The sequence below is a fragment of the Agrobacterium deltaense RV3 genome, from assembly GCF_900013505.1.
Classification (GTDB): domain Bacteria; phylum Pseudomonadota; class Alphaproteobacteria; order Rhizobiales; family Rhizobiaceae; genus Agrobacterium; species Agrobacterium leguminum.
In genome coordinates, this window is record NZ_LT009745.1 from 1,027,885 (window position 1) to 1,045,921 (window position 18,037).

Below are 18,037 nucleotides of genomic sequence, written 5' to 3' on the forward strand. Positions count from 1 at the left end.
AGTGACAAAATGCTGAAGAAGTTTTTTACCCCCGTTTCCATTCTCGTGCTGCTCGGCGGTCTCGCCGGCGTGGCGCTGGTGCTTTACGCCTGGCGGCTGCCGCCGTTCCTTTCCACCGTCGAAATGACCGACAACGCCTTCGTGCGTGGTTATGTCACGACGATGAGCCCGCAGGTGAGTGGCTATGTGGTGGACGTGCCGGTGAAGGATTATCAGGAGGTCAGCCAAGGCGCGCTGCTGGCGAAGATCGACGACCGCATCTACCGCCAGAAGCAGGCGCAGGCGGAAGCAACGCTCGATACGCAGAAGGCGGCTCTCGATAATTCCCGCCAGCAGGAAAATGCGGCCAATGCCAATATTCTTTCCAGCCAGGCGGCGGTCGACAGCGCGCAGGCCTCGCTGAAACAGGCGCAGCTCGCATCCGACCGTCAGGATAACCTCATCAAGAGCGGTGCGGGAACCTCCAGCCTTCAGGAAGAGGCCCATGCCGCCCTCGAAAAGGCGCGGGCTTCGCTTTCGCAGGCCAAGGCGGCGCTTGAGGTTTCGCGGCAGGATTTGCAAACCATCATCGTCAACCGCAGCTCGCTGCAGGCGGCCGTCGCCAATGCTGAAGCGGCCGTCGAGCTTGCCAGGATCGACCTTGCCAATACCGAAATCCACGCGCCCGTGGATGGCAGGCTCGGTGAAGTCGGCGTCCGCACCGGACAATATGTCACCGCCGGAACGCAACTGATGGCCGTCGTGCCGCATGATGTCTGGGTCATCGCCAATTTCAAGGAAACCCAGCTTGCGGGCATGCAGGTCGGCCAGCCGGTGACGATCGCCGTGGATGCCCTGCATCGCCGCAAGCTTACCGGTCATGTGGAACGGTTCTCGCCCGCTACCGGCTCGGAATTCGCCGTCATCAAGCCGGATAACGCGACGGGCAATTTCGTGAAGATCGCCCAGCGCCTCGGCGTGCGTATCGTGATCGATGCGGATCAGCCGCTGGCCGCGGATCTGTCGCCCGGCATGTCGGTGGTGGTGCATGTGGATAAGAGCAAGGCGCCTGAGGGAGCGGAGACGGCGGAGAAGTAGTCGGGCGTGGAGTTTTCCGAGAGGCACCCCCCTCTGTCCTGCCGGACATCTCCCCCTCAAGGGGGAGATCGACTCGCGGTTAGGTCTCGCCCATCTCAACGTTTGCAAATGAAGTGGTGGTAGCGCTTCCTGCCGATCTCCCCCCTTGAGGGGGAGATGCCCGGCAGGGCAGAGGGGGGTATTCTTCCGCGTATTCAACCCAACAAAAAACCCCGGATGTTTCCATCCGGGGTTTTCCTTTGACCGTTAAGCCAAATCTTATTCGTCGTCGCCGTCGCGGTCAGCTTCCGGATCGAAGAAGTCTTCCGGACGCAGCGCGTCTTCGTCAACGCCGTAGATAGCGTCAGCGGAGGTGAGGCTTTCGCCCTTGGCCTGACGCTCGGCTTCTTCAGCCGAACGGGCAACGTTCAGCTCAACTTGCAGCTCGACTTCGGCATGCAGGTGAAGGGTAACGTTGTGCAGGCCGATGGTCTTGATCGGCGTGTTCAGTTCAACCTGGTTACGGCCGATGTTGAAGCCTTCTGCGCCGAGGATTTCAACGACGTCGCGAGCGGCGACAGAGCCGTAGAGCTGGCCGGTTTCGCCAGCCGAACGGACGACGATGAAGGACTTGCCTTCCAGGGCCTCGGCAACCTTCTGGGCTTCCGACTTGCGCTCGAGGTTACGGGCTTCGAGCGTTGCGCGCTCGGTTTCGAAACGTGCCTTGTTGGCAGCGTTGGCGCGCAGCGCCTTGCCCTGCGGCAGCAGGAAGTTACGGGCGTAGCCGTCGCGAACCTTTACGGTTTCGCCCATCTGGCCGAGCTTGTTGATGCGTTCGAGAAGAATGACGTCCATCTTCTTGATCCTTTCTATGGTTTGGTTTCGTTCGTATTGTCGGTTTTCCGCGTCGGAGTAAGAGAGATCGTGCTGCGCACGTCGCTCAGGCCGAACACGAGAATGATGAACAGCGGAAAGACAAAGACCGCCGAGAGATATGCGAGAATGAGAACCGGCAGCCGCCAGTCCTTGCCGCGGGCGCGCTTGTGCAGCGAGGCGTAACCCGCCATCAGGAAGCCCGCGCCGAAGGTGCCGCAGATGACCGCGCCGACCATGGCCGCGACGCCGCCGAGGAACATGGCGACGATGCCGGCCAGAAAAATGAAGATGGCGTTGCGGTGCATGCGCAGCGCGGAAGCGATATCCTCACGCGGGCGAAGGCCCTTGCCGAAGGAGCCGACCACCCGGGTCGCGAAATAATAGGCCGCAAACAGAAGGATGACCCACAGGCCGCCCTGCACGATCGGCAGCATCAGCACCAGCAGCGATTTCGTCTGGGCGAGCGCCTCGGCATTGGGTTCGAACAGCGGCTCACGGTTCTGCACCGAGGTCATCATGATATCGACCATGCGGGCGACCAGATCGGGGCCATAACCGATCATCCAGCCGAGAATGACGACGGCGATGGAGACCAGAATGCACAGGTGCAGGACGATGCCGGAGAGCGGATACCAGGCGAGAAGATCGTCCGGGCCGCCGAGTTCGGAAGCCGGGCGTGCCAGATTGGCGAGATGCGAAAGCCAGCCCGCCGGGATCAGCGTGAAGATCGCGATGGTCAGCGCAAACAGCGGCGACATGACGAGAGCGCCGATGATGGCCGTGGTGATGATCGCGACGATGGCGGCGCGATTGCCCCATCCCATGCCTGCGATCAGGATCGGCATGGCGGAACCGGCATAGAGCAGGAAGGAAAAGGACGACTGTGCCGTTGCGCCAAGCGTCAAAAACGCGGCGCATATGCCGGCAAGAACGCCGGTGATCAGCACTGTCTGGTTCAACTTTTGCACTTCGCTGTCCTGCTGAAACGAAAGCAGTTAGAGGATCGCTCCCTGGAGCCTCATCCCCAACATGGGTTTTATGGTATCGATCCGCGCCCAACGCGGAAGGATGAATATTTCTCGACCCGCTGATTAAGAGTCAGCTGCTTCGAGGAAAAAGCGAGGCCGCGCCAAGACGCAGCCTCGCTTCAATTCATTACGCTACGACGTAGGGCAGCAGGCCGAGGAAACGGGCGCGCTTGATCGCCTGGGCGAGTTCGCGCTGCTTCTTCTGGGAAACGGCCGTGATGCGGGACGGAACGATCTTGCCGCGCTCGGAAATGTAGCGCTGCAGCAGACGTACGTCCTTGTAGTTGATCTTCGGAGCGTTTGCGCCGGAGAAGGGGCACGTCTTGCGACGGCGGTGGAACGGGCGGCGTGCCTGGGAAGAGGATGCGTCAGCCATTGGTCAAAACTCCTTCTTATGCACGGTCTTCGCGCGGACGGCGCGGACGGTCTTCGCGGTCGCCGAAGCCACCTTCGCGCGGTGCGCGCGGGCCACGATCTTCACGCGGGCCACGGTCCGGACGGTCGCCATCGCGGCGCGGACGGTCGTCACGGTCGCGCTTCTGCATCATCGCGGACGGGCCTTCTTCGTGGGCTTCGACGGCGATGGTCATGTAGCGAAGAACGTCTTCGTTGATGCGCATCTGGCGCTCGACTTCATGGATGGCGGCCGCCGGAGCGTCGATGTCCATGAGAGCGTAGTGAGCCTTGCGGTTCTTCTTGATACGGTAGGTGAGGGACTTCAGACCCCAGTTCTCGATGCGTCCGACTTTGCCGCCGAACGATTCGATAACGCCCTTGTACTGCTCGACAAGTGCGTCGACCTGCTGGGCAGAAATATCCTGCCGGGCAAGGAAGATGTGTTCGTAAAGAGCCATTTAAGCTTTGCCTTTCTTGCGTTTCGTCCTTCACCCGGCAATGGCGCTAAGCCTCAACGACTGCTCTTGGGTAAGGCGGTAAGGCCTTAAAGCAAGAAAAGCGTTGTTCGAGACGGTCGAGAGCGGAGACACGGGAGGCCGGAAAAACCTTATGGTTCCTGCTGTTCCGTTACCGGAACCAGCCCTCCGTTCAGCCACCAGCCAATTGGACCGGGTGTTGTGAACAGCGCGCTTATACGGATTTTTGCCCGGAATGCAAGGGCCTTTGCCCATAGGGGGAAGTTTGAGACTGGAAAGCCGCGCGGCAGCGAAGGATTTGCCGTGCGGCCTGCATCGTTTCTATCACGCGTATGCGCCGTCTGATTCGATCGGATCGTTCCCAAGCCGTTGTCGCGTCGTGTTTGTGCGAACGATTTCGGCGACCCGGTTGAATACCGTTGCTTCCCTGTGCTCACTCACCATTGACGATACAACGAACTGTTTGAACTGTTTCGATGTTTCCGGCCAGCGCAGCATGACGATGAAAAGTGCTGAACTCATGGCTGTTTCAATATCATCCATGACGTCCGGCCGTTCTATACGCAGTTTGGATACGGCGTCTTCGAAACCGCTGCTCTTGGTAGACCGAGGCTTGGTGGTCAGAAGTGCGCACATTTTTATCGCGAGCTCGCGATCATTCAGCGCATTCGTGACAGAAATCATCGAACGCTTTATTTTTTCGGGTACGGCCTCGTGGGCAATAATTCTGTCCATCGCGTCGTAATGCGAGAGCATTGCCTTACGTGTTTCCTGAAGATCGCGGAGCCGTTCCCTATGCTGGGCGATCCGGCGCTTGTAACTCCACGCAACCAGAATCCCCACAAGGAAAGCGGCGAGGGGCGCTACAGTCATCTGTAAATCGAACATTGTTGCCACCTCCTATCTTCTTGCCCTTGGTACGGAAGAGGCGATCTGCCCCTGCGGTTTCATTTTCTTCCCATATGCTTTCGCAAGGCTTGCAGCTCTGGTCACTTCAAGTTTGTCCAGATCGTGCTTGGCCATCGCAACAGCATGTTTCTCACTTCGCTCCTGCCTTACAATATACATGATATAAAGCGCCATGGGCATACCGCAAGCAAGCCACTCGTTCACTTTCATGTAGACCAGAGCGATAGCCACCGTGGAAAGACCGAAAAGCAGAAGCGCTTCGGAGTTTTTACCAAGACCTTTAACAATCCGGCCGAATAAACCAGAGAATGGTAACATAGATGTGAAATATTTCTTTATTAAATTACTGATCTTAATTTGAGTAAACGATATATTGTATTGTCGCGAAAAAGTCTATGGCGTCATAGGCAAGCGCCCCAAAAGAAGCGCTTGCGATAGTCCATAGGCTCGATATTAGATCGCCATCGGATATTGCCGATGGATCGCGGCAATACCCTTCAGCACCTCGTCCGACAGCGTCACATCCGCAGCCGCAATATCCACCTTCAACTGTTCCATCGTCGTCGCGCCGATGATGGCCGAGGCCATGAAGGGACGTGTCAGGCAGAAGGCGATGGCGAGCTTTGCCGGATCGATTCCATGCTGCGCGGCAAGCTCCAGATAGGCCTTGACCGGCGCTTCCTGAAGCGGCTGCAGGCGGCCGCCGAGGTCTCTGTTGATGGTGCCGCGCGATCCCGCCGGGCGCGCGCCGTTCTGGTATTTGCCGGTCAGAAGACCGGCCGCCAGCGGCGAATAGGCGAGCAGGCCGACATCCTCGTGATGGGCGACTTCCGACATGTCCAGATCGAAGCTGCGGTAGAGCAGGTTATATTCGTTCTGGATCGTGGCGACGCGCGGCAGGCCGTTGGCCTCGGCGATGTCGATATATTTCTGCGTGCCCCAGGCGCTCTCGTTGGAAAGGCCGATGGCGCGGATCTTGCCGGCCTTCACCAGTTCGCCGAGCGTTTCGAGCTTTTCGGTGATTTCGGCAAGCGTGCGCTGCTTTTCCTGACCGGAAGCATCGAAGCTCCAGACGCCGCGGAAATGATAGGTGCCGCGATTTGGCCAGTGAATCTGGTAGAGGTCGATGTAATCGGTCTTCAGGCGCTTGAGGCTGGTATCCACCGCCTCGCGGATGGCGGCGGCGTCGATATCGCGGCCGCCGCGAATATAATCGCGTCCCGAACCGGCGACCTTGGTGGCGAGCACGACCTGATCTCGCTTGCCGGTCTTTTCGAACCATGTGCCGATATAATCTTCCGTTCGGCCCTGGGTCTCGGCGGAAACGGGGGTGGTGGGGTAAAGTTCTGCCGTATCGAAGAAATTGACGCCGTTTTCGACGGCGTAATCCATCTGCGCATGCGCGTCGGCTTCGGTGTTCTGCGTGCCCCACGTCATCGTGCCGAGGCAGATTTCAGACACGGAAATATCCGTGCGGCCCAATAGTCTCTGTTTCATGGAAATGTCCCGGTGCTTGGCCAGATAGTTTGGAAGGTAGTGTGAAAGTAATGGGGAATTGCCGCAGTGCAAGAAAAAATATGATGAAAGATAAGGGGAAAACAGGACGGCAAAACCCCTGACATGGGCCTGCCATGGGGCTTCAAGCCTTGACTTCGCTGGCGGGAATGTGAATGGAAGTCCGAAAGAATAAAGGCAAGGCCAGACAAGAAGGACGACATCCCATGGGTATTGCATTCACATTTCCCGGACAGGGAAGCCAGGCCGTCGGCATGGGCAAGGAGCTGGCGGATACCTATCCGGAAGCGCGCGCCGTGTTTCAGGAAGTCGACGAGGCGCTCGACCAGAAGCTTTCCGATATCATGTGGAACGGCCCGGAAGAGACGCTGACGCTGACCGCCAACGCCCAGCCGGCGCTTATGGCGGTGTCCATGGCGGTCATGCGGGTTCTCGAAGCGCGCGGCTTCAAACTGTCCGATACGGTTTCTTATGTCGCGGGCCACTCGCTCGGCGAATATTCAGCGCTCTGTGCCGCCGGCACCTTTTCGGTTGCCGATACTGCCCGTCTTCTGCGCATCCGCGGCAACGCCATGCAGGCCGCCGTGCCGGTGGGCGAGGGCGCCATGGCGGCGATCATCGGGCTTGAGCATGACGCTGTTTCGGCAATTTGCGAAGAGGCGGCCATTCTCGGCATCTGCCAGATCGCCAATGACAATGGCGGCGGTCAGCTCGTCATCTCCGGCGGCAAGGCCGCCGTCGAGAAGGCTGCGGCGATCGCTTCCGAAAAGGGCGCCAAGCGCGCCATCATGCTGCCGGTTTCCGCACCCTTCCACTCCGCGCTGATGGCGCCGGCGGCGGAAGCCATGCGCGAGGCGCTGGCGGCCGTCGAAAAGCACAACCCGGTCGTGCCGGTCATCGCCAATGTGCGCGCCGCCCCCGTTTCCGATGCCAATGAGATCGCCGCCCTGCTGGTCGAGCAGGTGACGGGTCAGGTGCGCTGGCGCGAGACGGTGGAATGGTTCGCCGCCAACAATGTCACGCAGCTTTACGAGATCGGCTCCGGCAAGGTGCTGACGGGCCTTGCCCGCCGCATCGACAAGACGGTGAACGGCGTTGCCGTCAACGGTGCTGCCGATATCGACCAGCTTCTTGCCACCCTCATCGGCTGACACGGGATACTCCGGCTGCCGCATTCATCGCGCGCAACTGCGCTGAACATTTTCAGTCCGAAGCTCTAAAGAAGGAATAGGACATGTTTGATCTGACAGGCCGCAAGGCTCTCGTAACCGGCGCGACCGGCGGCATCGGCGAAGAAATCGCCCGCCTTTTGCACAGCCAGGGCGCAACTGTGGGCCTGCACGGTACCCGCGTTGAAAAGCTCGAAGCGCTGGCGGCGGAACTTGGCGAGCGCGTCAAGATTTTCCCGGCCAACCTTGCCGACCGCGCCGAAGTAAAGGCGCTCGGCGAAAAGGCCGAAGCCGAGCTGGAAGGCGTCGATATCCTCGTCAACAATGCCGGTATCACCAAGGACGGCCTCTTCGTGCGCATGAGCGACGAGGACTGGGATAACGTCATCGAGGTGAACCTGACGGCGATGTTCCGCCTGACGCGCGAGCTGACGCATCCGATGATGCGCCGCCGTTTCGGCCGCATCATCAACATCACCTCCATCGTCGGCGTCACCGGTAACCCCGGGCAGGCCAACTACTGCGCCTCCAAGGCCGGTATGATCGGTTTTTCGAAGTCGCTGGCCCAGGAAATCGCCACCCGCAACGTCACCGTCAACTGCGTGGCTCCGGGCTTTATCGAAAGCGCGATGACCGGCAAGCTGAACGACAAGCAGAAAGACGCCATCATGGGCGCCATTCCCATGAAGCGCATGGGAACCGGTGCTGAGGTCGCCTCGGCCGTTCTTTACCTCGCCTCCAACGAGGCGGGCTACATGACCGGCCAGACCCTGCACGTCAACGGCGGCATGGCGATGATCTGACGGCGCCTAAGGCCGTCATGAAAAGGATTGCGGCGCTGTTTAAGCACCTTCTTGGGTAGCTGGCGCCGCAAGGCCCCGCCGACTGGTTTTCGGCGAAATTGCCTGTCATACGCTGTGCTTAGCGCGTTTTCAGGCTTTTCGACCGATTGAAACCATGTTAAGCGGGCCAAGACTGTGAACAGTCGTCCCGGAGAGACAGGAAGCCGTTGCGATTTTGCGTGACGATGTCTAGCTTGGACCGGGTTGAACGGGTTTGCCAGCAGTGCCGGATTTGAACGGCGCATGAGGGCTTCTAACAGGGCAGGGTGCCGCAAGGCATTCCCTTCAAAATAAAGGTCGAGGAAACCGACATGAGCGATATCGCAGAACGCGTAAAGAAAATTGTAATTGATCATCTTGGCGTTGACGCCGACAAGGTTGTCGAAGGCGCCAGCTTCATTGACGATCTGGGCGCTGATTCGCTCGACACCGTTGAACTGGTCATGGCTTTCGAAGAAGAATTCGGCGTTGAAATCCCCGACGACGCAGCTGACTCGATCCTGACCGTCGGCGACGCCGTAAAGTTCATCGAGAAGGCCCAGGCCTGATCGACCTTGATGGGGGAGGTGCAATATCCTCCCGTCCTTGGCCCGGCTCGTCCGGGCCAATGTTTTATAGGCAGACTGTAACATGCCCGCGGGTGGTGCGTGTTCCGGGCAATGCATGAGGTCACGGGCCGGAAACGGCTTCCACAACCGTCATGCTGAGATTTGAAATACTGCAGCATCCGATGAACATCTCCTGATGTCCGGCGTTGCATGAAGACCGATGATTTGGATAAGGGCGGAGCATTGGCGATGAGGCGTGTCGTTATCACCGGTACCGGCATGGTATCTCCTCTTGGATGTGGGACGGAAGTGACCTGGGAGCGGCTGCTGGCCGGCCAGAACGGCGCCCGTCTCGTGACTGAATTCGAAGTCGAAGACCTTCCGGCAAAGATCGCCTGCCGTATTCCCGTGGGCGATGGTTCCAACGGCACCTTCAATGCCGACGACTGGATGGAACCCAAGGAACAGCGCAAGATCGATCCTTTCATCCTGTACGGCATGGCTGCCGCCGACATGGCGCTTGCCGACGCGGACTGGCATCCGGAAACGGACGAGGACCAGATCGCGACCGGCGTTCTGATCGGCTCCGGCATCGGCGGCCTTGAGGGCATTGTCGAGGCGGGCTATACGCTGCGCGACAAGGGCCCGCGGCGCATTTCTCCATTCTTCATTCCCGGCCGCCTGATCAACCTCGTATCCGGCCAGGTTTCCATCCGCCACAAGCTGCGCGGACCGAACCATGCCGTGGTGACGGCCTGCTCGACCGGCGCGCACGCCATTGGCGACGCCGCCCGTCTGATCGCGCTCGGCGATGCCGACGTCATGGTCGCCGGTGGCGCCGAATCGCCGGTCTGCCGCATCGCGCTTGCCGGCTTCGCCGCCTGCAAGGCGCTTTCCACCCAGCACAATGACAATCCGGAAAAGGCCTCGCGTCCCTATGATCGCGACCGTGACGGTTTCGTCATGGGTGAAGGTGCGGGCATCGTCGTTCTGGAAGAGCTGGAACATGCCAAGGCGCGCGGTGCGAAGATTTATGCGGAAGTCGTTGGTTACGGCCTTTCGGGCGATGCCTATCACATCACCGCACCGTCCGAGGACGGTGAAGGCGCCTATCGGTGCATGTCGATGGCGCTGAAGCGTGCAGGTCTCACGCCTGACGATATCGACTACATCAACGCCCATGGCACCTCGACCATGGCCGATACGATCGAGCTTGGCGCGGTCGAGCGGCTTGTCGGCGAATCGGCCTCGAAGATTTCCATGTCTTCCACCAAGTCGGCCACCGGCCATCTTCTCGGTGCGGCGGGCGCTATCGAGGCGATCTTCGCGACGCTTGCGATCCGCGATAACATCGTTCCGCCGACGCTGAACCTCGACAATCCCGATGTAGAGACGAAGATCGATCTCGTGCCGCACAAGGCGCGCAAGCGGCAGGTCGATGTGGCGCTCTCGAACTCCTTCGGCTTCGGCGGCACCAACGCCTCCCTCGTGCTGCGTCGTTACGAAGCATAATTGCGGCGGCGGCTCTGCCGCCGCTGGCGCCCTCCCACCGGGTGCTGACAAAGGACGTTCTTTCCTTTGAGGAACGCATTGCGGCTTGCGAAAGCCATTCCGGTTTTCGCGCCGATATTGTAGTCGTTTATGGGAAGCGTTTGCCGGTTCGGGGTAATTTCCGGCCGCAGGCGGCTTCCTCCATCGGCTTTGTCCGAAACGATGTTCGTGATGCGGAATAGCAAGGCTTCACGATATCTCTATGTGGTGCAGGAAGACATTCCGAACCTGTTTTTGCCGCATTACCTGCGCAAAAAGCGCTGACAACGCCGAACTGAAAAGGACCGACGGTGAGCGACACGAACCAGAACAGCCAGGGACAATACGGACAGAACGGCGCGGGCGAAGGCAATCGCGGCCCGATCATTCCGAAATCCCCGACGGAAGCCCTGCGGCCGGAAAAAGTGCCGGCTCCGCCCAAGCGCTCCCGCAAGGCCCATGGCCAGCTTGTGATCTTTCTGAATTTTCTGATGACGCTCGCGGTTGCCGTCTGTGTGCTGGCCATTGCCGCTTTCTATTACATGATCGATGCGTTTCAGGAGCCCGGTCCGCTTCAGACGAACACGCATTTCACGGTGCGCAACGGCGCCGGTATTATCGAGATCGCCAATAATCTCGAGCGTAACGAGGTCATCTCCAACGCCCGTGTCTTCCGCCTGATGACCGGCAGCTACCTGCAAAAGGACCAGACGCTGAAGGCCGGCGAATATGAGATCAAGGCCGGCGCATCGATGAAGGACATCATGATGCTGCTGGAGTCCGGCAAGTCGATCCTTTATTCCGTGTCGCTGCCGGAAGGCCTGACCGTGAAGCAGATGTTCGCGCGCCTTGGAGCGGATGAAGTGCTGGACGGCGAACTGCCCTCGGCCCTGCCGCCGGAAGGCAGCCTGCGCCCCGATACCTACCGCTTCACCCGCGGCACCAAGCGCGAAGAAATCATCAATCAGATGAGCGCGGCGCAGGACAAGCTGATCAATATGATCTGGGAACGGCGCGATCCGGACCTTCCGATCAAGACCATCGAGGAATTCGTGACGCTCGCCTCGATTGTCGAGAAGGAAACCGGCAAGGATGATGAGCGCGCCCATGTCGCTTCCGTGTTCTACAACCGTCTGAAGAAGGGCATGCGCCTGCAATCCGACCCGACGATCATCTACGGCCTGTTCGGTGGCGATGGCAAACCGTCGGACCGTCCGATCTACCAGTCGGACCTGCAGAAGCAGACGCCGTTCAACACCTATGTCATCAAGGGCCTGCCGCCGTCGCCCATCGCCAATCCGGGTCGGGCGGCGCTTGAGGCCGTGGCCAATCCATGGCGCACGGATGACCTTTATTTCGTTGCCGATGGCACCGGCGGCCATGTGTTTGCAAAGACGCTTGAAGAACATAACGCCAATGTGCGCCGCTGGCGCAAGATAGAGGCCGAAAAGGCGGCCTCCGGCGCCAATCCCGAGGTTGTCGTGGATGGCCAGCCGGGCGGGGCCGAGGCGGAAAAGCCGGCCAACAATTGAAAATCCTGACCGGGCCCTGCGATCCGCACGGGCCCGGTTTTGCACAGCATGACGGGGGGCTTCCAGATATGACATTGCAATCGATGACCGGCTTCGCACGCAGCGAAGGAACCTCCGGCCGTTACCGCTGGGCGTGGGAATTGCGCTCGGTGAACGGCAAGGGGCTCGATGTGCGCCTGCGTCTGCCGACCGGTCTTGAAGCGCTGGAAACGGCCCTGCGCGAAATCGCAGGCGAGCATCTTTCCCGCGGCAATATCCAGGCGGGCCTGACGCTGGCGATTGCGGAAAACCGGCTGGAGGCGGTGATCAACCGCGATGCTCTGGCGGCGGTTCTGGCGCTGAAGAAGGAGCTTGGCGACGTCGTGGAAGATAAGCCGCTGAGCTTCGACACGCTGCTTACGCTGCGCGGGCTCGTCGATTTTCGCGAGGCGGAAGATGACGCGGAGGCGCAGGCCGCACGCAACGGCGATGTTCTTGCCGGCTTCGCCGCCGCCGTCGAGAAGCTGAAGGATATGCGCGAACGGGAAGGGGCGTCGCTGTTTGCGATCCTGTCCGGTCATGTCAACCGGATCGAGCAGCTCGCGGACATCATTGAAGGCGATCCTTCCCGCCAACCGGAACAGATCGCGGCACGGCTCGCCCAGCAGATCGCCCTCATCGGCGACGGCTTGCATGGTCTCGACCGTGACCGGCTGCATGCCGAGGCGGCGCTGCTCGCCACCAAGGCGGATCTGCGCGAAGAGATCGACCGGCTGCACGCCCATGTTCAGGCGTCGCGGGAGCTTTTGGCCAATGGCGGACCGGTAGGACGCAAGCTCGATTTTCTTGCACAGGAATTTAACCGCGAGTCGAATACAATCTGTTCCAAATCGAACGCCAGTGCGGTAACCGCAGCAGGCATAGAGCTGAAAGTGGTGATCGACCAGTTCCGCGAGCAGGTCCAAAATCTGGAGTAGACCCCATGGTCCCGGTGAATAATTCTCCCGTCACGATTGCCCGCAGAGGGTTGATGCTGGTGATTTCTTCGCCATCGGGCGCGGGCAAATCGACGATTGCGCGCAACCTGCTCGACAAGGACAAGAATATCGGCCTGTCCGTCAGCGTCACGACGCGCCCGCGCCGCCAGAGCGAGATTGACGGCATCCACTACCATTTCATTTCCACGCGTGAATTCGAGCGCCTGCGGGATAGCGATGCGCTGCTGGAATGGGCAGAGGTTCACGGCAATTTTTACGGCACGCCGCGTGGGCCGGTGGAAGACGCCATGGCTGCTGGCCGCGACATGCTGTTCGATATCGACTGGCAGGGCGCCGAGCAGCTTCAGGACAAGATGAAGGCGGACGTCGTTTCGATCTTCATCCTGCCGCCGACCATGACCGAACTTCAATCGCGCCTGCATCGCCGCGCCGAAGACACCGAAGAGGTCATCAAGACCCGGCTCCTCAATTCCCGTGCCGAGATCGAACACTGGCGCGACTACGACTATGTCATCCTCAATGACGACCTGCAGGCCGCCTTCGAGGCCGTCGAAGCCATCGTGAAGGCCGAACGCGTCCGCCGCGACCGCCGCCACGGCATGTTCGATTTCGTGCGGGGGTTGCTCGAGGAAGAGCCGAAGCTCTGATGGAAGGCAGCGTCTGGCTACCGGTCCCAAAATCTTGAAATCGAAGCGGTTAGGCGTTATGTATATCCCAATAGGATATACGAGGCTCTGACAATGGCTACGTCAACGGTTTTTATAAGCAATCGCAGTCAAGCTGTAAGGCTACCGAAGGCCGTGGCTTTTCCTGATGACGTGCATAAGGTCGATGTTCTGAAGATCGGTCTTGCGCGTGTTATAGTGCCGCAGGGAAAGCGCTGGGACGACCTTTTTCTGACCGGCCCTCGTGCAACGGATGATTTTCTTTCCGTTCGCGAAGAGCCTGCATTGGATGAGCGCGAGCCCTTCTGATGCTCACATATATGCTCGATACCAATATATGCATCTATGTGATGAAGACTTATCCTCCGGAGCTGCGGGAGAAATTCAACGCCCTGGCAGATCAACTGTGTATTTCGAGCATCACACTTGGCGAGCTTTATTATGGTGCTGAAAAATCAGTCCGGCGTCAGGAAAACATCAACGCCATTGAAAATTTTACCGCGCGTTTGGACGTTCTGCCCTTCGCCGACAAAGGCGCCGCACATTACGGCCAGATCAGGGCCGAACTTGCCAAGGCTGGAACCCCGTGCGGCGTTCATGATATGCAGATTGGTGGTCATGCCCGTAGCGAGGGGCTGATCGTCGTAACCAATAATATGCGCGAGTTTGTCCGGATGCCTGGTTTGCGAGTTGAAAACTGGGTTTAGTCCTCGGCCTCGCCCTGTTCCAAAACGTTCGGCTAACCGATGGAAGAGGCTGCTGTTCTCTGGGCGATAGGTTCATTTGCCGCCCATTGGCGAGATAGCCGCTCGTCTGCGGAATCTTCAGCCCAGCCGTGGCCTGTCTCAACTGTCTGCAGAACAACATCCGCACCGGCCGATGCCAGTTGGTTGGCCAAATGCGGCGCGTCGGTGGGGTGACGCCTTTCGTCGTAGGCGCCGGCGAGCAGGAGTATGGGGTATCCTGAGAGGTTTGGGAGAGCCTGATCCGTTCTTGGAGAAAGCGGGCGAAGCAGAATGGCTCCCCTCGACAAATTCCGATTCAAGCATATGGTTTCAGTCGCTATGATCGCGCCGTTCGAATATCCAACGACAAGGGGTCTCTGCCCGGTCTCATGAAATACAAAGTCGATGAACTGGCAGAGGCTGGTCGCTCGATGTTTGAGGTCGTCAATATCAAGCTTTCTGTCGGGCTTTCGGCGGAAAAACGCGAATCCATTTTCCCAGGGAACGGCGCCTCTCGGCGCGTATAAGACACCGTTAGGAAAGACGGAACGGCCAAAAGAAATGAGGTCGTCTTCCGTTCGTCCCGATCCATGCAGCAAGACAACCGCGCAGTCGGGCGTTTCAGCGGGAATGTCGAGCTTGTAATGAAAACCGGCACTCTCCACGCACTTCTTCCTTTATTCGCAGCCTCCACGAACGCGTGTCCCGCTACTCGGAATGGCACATTCCACGACGGATTTACAGGCAGTTCGCCAAAGTGACGAATTCCTCCACCGACAGCGTTTCCGCTCGCCGTGTGGGGTCGATCCCCGCTCTTTCCAGAAGCGTTTCGCCGCCAAGGCTTTTCACGCTCTGGCGCAGCATCTTGCGGCGCTGGCCGAAGGCGGCTTCCGTCACCTTTTCAAGCTTGGCGACATCGCAAGGCAGCGGCTTGTCCTTCGGCAGCAGGTGCACGACCGTGGAGGTTACCTTCGGCGGCGGGCTGAAGGCCTGTGGCGGAACGTCGAAGGCCATTTCGGAAACCGTGCGCCAGCCGGCGAGAACCCCGAGCCGGCCATAATGGTTATCGCCTTCTTCGGCCACGATGCGCTGGCCGACTTCCTTCTGGAACATCAGCGTCATGGAGAGCCAGAAGGGCGGCCATTGTTTCGGCAGCAGCCAGTTGACCAGCAATTGCGTGCCGACATTGTAGGGCAGGTTGGCGATGATCCGCACCGGTTCGCCGGCGGGAACCAGAGCCTCGAAATCGGTTTTGAGGGCGTCGCCCTCGATGACCTCGAGCCGTCCGGGATAATGGGCTTCGATTTCCGCCAGCACCGGCAGGCAGCGGCTGTCGCGTTCGACGGCGATGACCTTTTTTGCCCCGAGCGACAGAATGGCGCGGGTGAGGCCGCCGGGACCGGGGCCGACCTCTATCACCGTCACGCCGTCTAGCGGCCCTGCTGTCCTTGCGATCTTCTGGGTGAGGTTGAGGTCGAACAGGAAGTTCTGGCCGAGCGACTTCTTCGCGTCGAGCCCGTGGCGCTGGATGACATCGCGCAGCGGCGGCAGTCCGTCGATGGCCGCCATTATGCGTTGGCCCGGCTGCGGAGGGAAATCTCCGCCGCCATCTTCAGCGCCGCCACGAGGCTCGCCTCATTGGCTATGCCCTGGCCGGCAATGCCGAAGGCGGTGCCATGGTCGGGCGAGGTGCGGATGAAGGGCAGGCCGAGCGTGACATTGACGGAATCGTCGAAGCCGAGCGCCTTGGCCGGAATCAGCGCCTGATCGTGATACATGCACACCGCCACGTCATATCGCTTGCGGGCGGCATCGTGGAACATGGTGTCGGCGGGCAGGGGGCCGAAGGCATCGATCCCGTCCTTCCGCAACCGCATGGTCGCCGGGTGAACGATATCACGATCCTCAGTGCCGAGTGCGCCATCTTCACCCGCATGCGGGTTGAGGCCGGCAACCGCCAGACGCGGCGCCTCGATGCCGAATTTCTGCCGGAGATCGGCATCGATGATCCGGCAGGTCGTGACGATCAACTCTTCGGTGAGAGCGGCCGGCACGTCTTTCACGGGGATATGGATCGTCACCGGGACGACACGGACCTTGGGGCCGGCAATCATCATCACCGGGATGATGTGCTCGCCGGTCTGGCGCAGGGCAAGATCGGCGAGAAACTCCGTATGGCCGGGGAAGCCGAAACCCGCGTCGTATAGCACCGATTTCGCGATCGGATTGGTGACGACGGCCGCAGCCTTGCCCTCGACCGTGAGGGAAACGGCGGTCTCGATGGCCTTGATCGTCGCGTGCGCCGCTCCGACATGCGGCTGACCCGCCTGCACTTCGAAGCCGACAGGAAGGGGGAGGATGGGGAACGCCTGTTCGAACAGGCCGACGGCGCTTTCCGCATCACAGGTCTCGATATTGACCGGCACGCCGATCAGCGCCGCGCGGCTCGCCACCACATCGGGATCGCCGATGAAGATGAAGGGCGGCACGCCGTTCTCCCGGCGCTTAGCCCAGGCGGTGATGGCGATGTCGGGGCCGATACCGGCTGGATCTCCCTGTGTCAGGGCAAGCGGCAGGGATGCATATGTCACGGAAAGACCCGGCTCTCGTATCAATATCAGGTGTTGACGATCTGCGCCTTCTTGCGCAGCTCATCCATATATTTCTTTTCGTTCGGGTTTTCGCCGTCCTTGGCCTTCATCAGGTCTTCGGACTTGAACACCATTTCCGCTGCATAATCGTCGGAAACCTGGCGCTGCTTGCAAATGGCCAGATATTCGACGCCCTTTTCGGTGACGCGGGTGCCGGTGGTGCCGCCTTCCTTGGTCTTCTCCACCAGCGCCTTCCAGTCTTCCGGCAGCTCCGGCGCCAGAATGCGGCCAAGGTCCTTGATCGCCACATCACGCATGGTCGCGGCGAAGCTCATGGCCTGGTCGCAGCCGGGATAACGCTTGCGCGAGGCCTCAGCCTCGGCCTTGCGCTTGCCGGTAATGGCGTTGCGTTTCGATTCCGGGATGACGAAGATGACCTGCTGCAGGAAATATTCCGTGGTGACGGGCTTGTCGCCGCGTTCCTTCAGTCGGGTAACGAGATCCTGCGTCGACATCTTGCCGCGTGCGCCATAACGGGCGTTGACAAGGCGCGGCCAGCTCATCTGAACGGCGATGAAGGCCTTGAAATGATCGGCGCCGACACCCGCCTGCGCAAGCACCTTCGTCAATTGCTGCGGGGTCATCTTGTTGTTGCCGGCAAAGCGTGCGAAGGCCGCATCGACATCGTCGGTGCTGACCGACATCTTAACGCGGCCGATTTCCTCGCGCTTCAGCGCCTCGTCGACAAGCTGCTCACGCGCCTTTTCATTGAGATTACCGGACTGGCGCTGCAGCTTGAGGAAGGCGACGCGCTTGGCAATATCGTCATTGGTGATGGGTGTCTTGTTGACGACGATCTTGACGGTGCTATCGGCGAAGGCCTGGCCGGCATAGGGCACAACGGCCATGGGAACGGCGAATATCGCAAAGGCGAAAGCAGCGCCACGCAAAGCCGTCTTTCCGAAATTCATCATATCCTTCTCCCTTTCGTCGGGCAGGGTCCTGTTGCCCTGTCCCGCCAATCTGTTTTGCCTGATGAGGGGAATATTGAATTGTCCCGCTTTTCAGACCTGCAACTGTGCATCCGCACCGCGAATTTGCCACGTATATATCATCGCGATCCGCAAGACGGCAATGTGTCGGTTTGTTGAAAGAAAACCCGATAGGTTCCATGCGCGGCCGGACATTGGCGTGTTGTTGCG

General features: G+C 59.8%; 21 protein-coding genes. 10 read left to right on the forward strand and 11 right to left on the reverse strand.

The window, feature by feature from the left end; genetic code table 11:
- Nucleotides 1–9: 9 nt before the first annotated feature.
- Complete coding sequence (locus AGR7B_RS05240; protein WP_065654811.1) at nucleotides 10–1,077, forward strand: HlyD family secretion protein; 1,068 nt, start codon at nucleotides 10–12, stop codon at nucleotides 1,075–1,077.
- A 258-nt stretch (nucleotides 1,078–1,335) separates the two neighbouring features.
- On the opposite strand, the gene rplI is transcribed toward AGR7B_RS05240, so the two are convergent.
- From rplI to AGR7B_RS05280, 7 genes are all read right to left on the reverse strand, one after another.
- Nucleotides 1,336–1,911, reverse strand: a complete 576-nt coding sequence (rplI, locus tag AGR7B_RS05245; RefSeq protein ID WP_003520720.1) for a 50S ribosomal protein L9 — start codon at nucleotides 1,909–1,911, stop codon at nucleotides 1,336–1,338.
- A 14-nt stretch (nucleotides 1,912–1,925) separates the two neighbouring features.
- Nucleotides 1,926–2,900 (reverse strand): DUF2232 domain-containing protein, encoded by a 975-nt coding sequence (locus AGR7B_RS05250; protein WP_065654091.1) that lies wholly within the window; start codon nucleotides 2,898–2,900, stop codon nucleotides 1,926–1,928.
- 187 nt (nucleotides 2,901–3,087) lie between these two features.
- Nucleotides 3,088–3,336, reverse strand: a complete 249-nt coding sequence (rpsR, locus tag AGR7B_RS05255; protein ID WP_080856194.1) for a 30S ribosomal protein S18 — start codon at nucleotides 3,334–3,336, stop codon at nucleotides 3,088–3,090.
- Between the two features lie 16 nt (nucleotides 3,337–3,352).
- Complete coding sequence (rpsF, locus tag AGR7B_RS05260) at nucleotides 3,353–3,814, reverse strand: 30S ribosomal protein S6 (RefSeq protein WP_003520723.1); 462 nt, start codon at nucleotides 3,812–3,814, stop codon at nucleotides 3,353–3,355.
- A 342-nt stretch (nucleotides 3,815–4,156) separates the two neighbouring features.
- Entirely contained in the window at nucleotides 4,157–4,720 is a 564-nt protein-coding gene (locus AGR7B_RS05270; RefSeq protein WP_065654090.1) for a hypothetical protein, read from the reverse strand.
- 12 nt (nucleotides 4,721–4,732) lie between these two features.
- The gene (locus tag AGR7B_RS05275; RefSeq protein ID WP_065654089.1) at nucleotides 4,733–5,059 is read right to left on the reverse strand and encodes a hypothetical protein; all 327 of its coding nucleotides are present in this window, start codon (nucleotides 5,057–5,059) and stop codon (nucleotides 4,733–4,735) included.
- Nucleotides 5,060–5,194: 135 nt separating this feature from the next.
- Entirely contained in the window at nucleotides 5,195–6,238 is a 1,044-nt protein-coding gene (locus AGR7B_RS05280; RefSeq protein WP_065654088.1) for an aldo/keto reductase, read from the reverse strand.
- A gap of 224 nt (nucleotides 6,239–6,462) precedes the next feature.
- Between AGR7B_RS05280 and fabD the strand changes: the two genes are divergently transcribed.
- From fabD to vapC, 9 genes are all read left to right on the forward strand, one after another.
- Entirely contained in the window at nucleotides 6,463–7,407 is a 945-nt protein-coding gene (gene fabD / locus AGR7B_RS05285; protein WP_065654087.1) for an ACP S-malonyltransferase, read from the forward strand.
- 83 nt (nucleotides 7,408–7,490) lie between these two features.
- Nucleotides 7,491–8,228, forward strand: coding sequence for a 3-oxoacyl-[acyl-carrier-protein] reductase (gene fabG, locus AGR7B_RS05290; RefSeq protein WP_003520726.1), 738 nt, complete (start codon nucleotides 7,491–7,493; stop codon nucleotides 8,226–8,228).
- 350 nt (nucleotides 8,229–8,578) lie between these two features.
- Complete coding sequence (locus tag AGR7B_RS05295; RefSeq protein ID WP_003502080.1) at nucleotides 8,579–8,815, forward strand: acyl carrier protein; 237 nt, start codon at nucleotides 8,579–8,581, stop codon at nucleotides 8,813–8,815.
- A gap of 249 nt (nucleotides 8,816–9,064) precedes the next feature.
- Nucleotides 9,065–10,327 carry a beta-ketoacyl-ACP synthase II gene (fabF, locus tag AGR7B_RS05300; RefSeq protein WP_003520727.1) on the forward strand — a complete coding sequence of 421 codons (1,263 nt, stop codon included), beginning with the start codon at nucleotides 9,065–9,067 and terminating at the stop codon, nucleotides 10,325–10,327.
- A gap of 329 nt (nucleotides 10,328–10,656) precedes the next feature.
- Nucleotides 10,657–11,877, forward strand: a complete 1,221-nt coding sequence (gene mltG, locus AGR7B_RS05310) for an endolytic transglycosylase MltG (RefSeq protein ID WP_065654086.1) — start codon at nucleotides 10,657–10,659, stop codon at nucleotides 11,875–11,877.
- A gap of 68 nt (nucleotides 11,878–11,945) precedes the next feature.
- On the forward strand, nucleotides 11,946–12,833 hold the full coding sequence (locus AGR7B_RS05315) for a YicC/YloC family endoribonuclease (protein ID WP_065654810.1): 888 nt from the start codon (nucleotides 11,946–11,948) through the stop codon (nucleotides 12,831–12,833).
- 5 nt (nucleotides 12,834–12,838) lie between these two features.
- A complete protein-coding gene (gmk, locus tag AGR7B_RS05320; RefSeq protein ID WP_065654085.1) occupies nucleotides 12,839–13,501 on the forward strand; it encodes a guanylate kinase in 663 nt (220 codons plus the stop codon).
- A gap of 93 nt (nucleotides 13,502–13,594) precedes the next feature.
- Nucleotides 13,595–13,828 carry a type II toxin-antitoxin system VapB family antitoxin gene (vapB, locus tag AGR7B_RS05325; protein WP_031233980.1) on the forward strand — a complete coding sequence of 78 codons (234 nt, stop codon included), beginning with the start codon at nucleotides 13,595–13,597 and terminating at the stop codon, nucleotides 13,826–13,828.
- Complete coding sequence (vapC, locus tag AGR7B_RS05330; RefSeq protein WP_020810687.1) at nucleotides 13,828–14,226, forward strand: type II toxin-antitoxin system tRNA(fMet)-specific endonuclease VapC; 399 nt, start codon at nucleotides 13,828–13,830, stop codon at nucleotides 14,224–14,226. The genes vapB and vapC overlap by 1 nt, the downstream gene beginning before the upstream one ends.
- Nucleotides 14,227–14,258: 32 nt before the next feature.
- Here the strand turns inward: vapC and AGR7B_RS05335 are convergent, their stop codons facing one another.
- The 4 genes from AGR7B_RS05335 to AGR7B_RS05350 all read right to left on the reverse strand — a co-directional run bounded on the left by AGR7B_RS05335 (nucleotide 14,259) and on the right by AGR7B_RS05350 (nucleotide 17,809).
- Complete coding sequence (locus tag AGR7B_RS05335) at nucleotides 14,259–14,909, reverse strand: alpha/beta hydrolase (RefSeq protein WP_080856195.1); 651 nt, start codon at nucleotides 14,907–14,909, stop codon at nucleotides 14,259–14,261.
- A 73-nt stretch (nucleotides 14,910–14,982) separates the two neighbouring features.
- Nucleotides 14,983–15,813 (reverse strand): 16S rRNA (adenine(1518)-N(6)/adenine(1519)-N(6))-dimethyltransferase RsmA, encoded by an 831-nt coding sequence (rsmA, locus tag AGR7B_RS05340; protein ID WP_080856196.1) that lies wholly within the window; start codon nucleotides 15,811–15,813, stop codon nucleotides 14,983–14,985.
- Nucleotides 15,813–16,835, reverse strand: coding sequence for a 4-hydroxythreonine-4-phosphate dehydrogenase PdxA (pdxA, locus tag AGR7B_RS05345; protein WP_065654809.1), 1,023 nt, complete (start codon nucleotides 16,833–16,835; stop codon nucleotides 15,813–15,815). Before pdxA ends, rsmA begins: the two co-directional genes overlap by 1 nt.
- A 26-nt stretch (nucleotides 16,836–16,861) precedes the next feature.
- On the reverse strand, nucleotides 16,862–17,809 hold the full coding sequence (locus AGR7B_RS05350; RefSeq protein WP_003520739.1) for a SurA N-terminal domain-containing protein: 948 nt from the start codon (nucleotides 17,807–17,809) through the stop codon (nucleotides 16,862–16,864).
- Nucleotides 17,810–18,037: the final 228 nt, after the last annotated feature.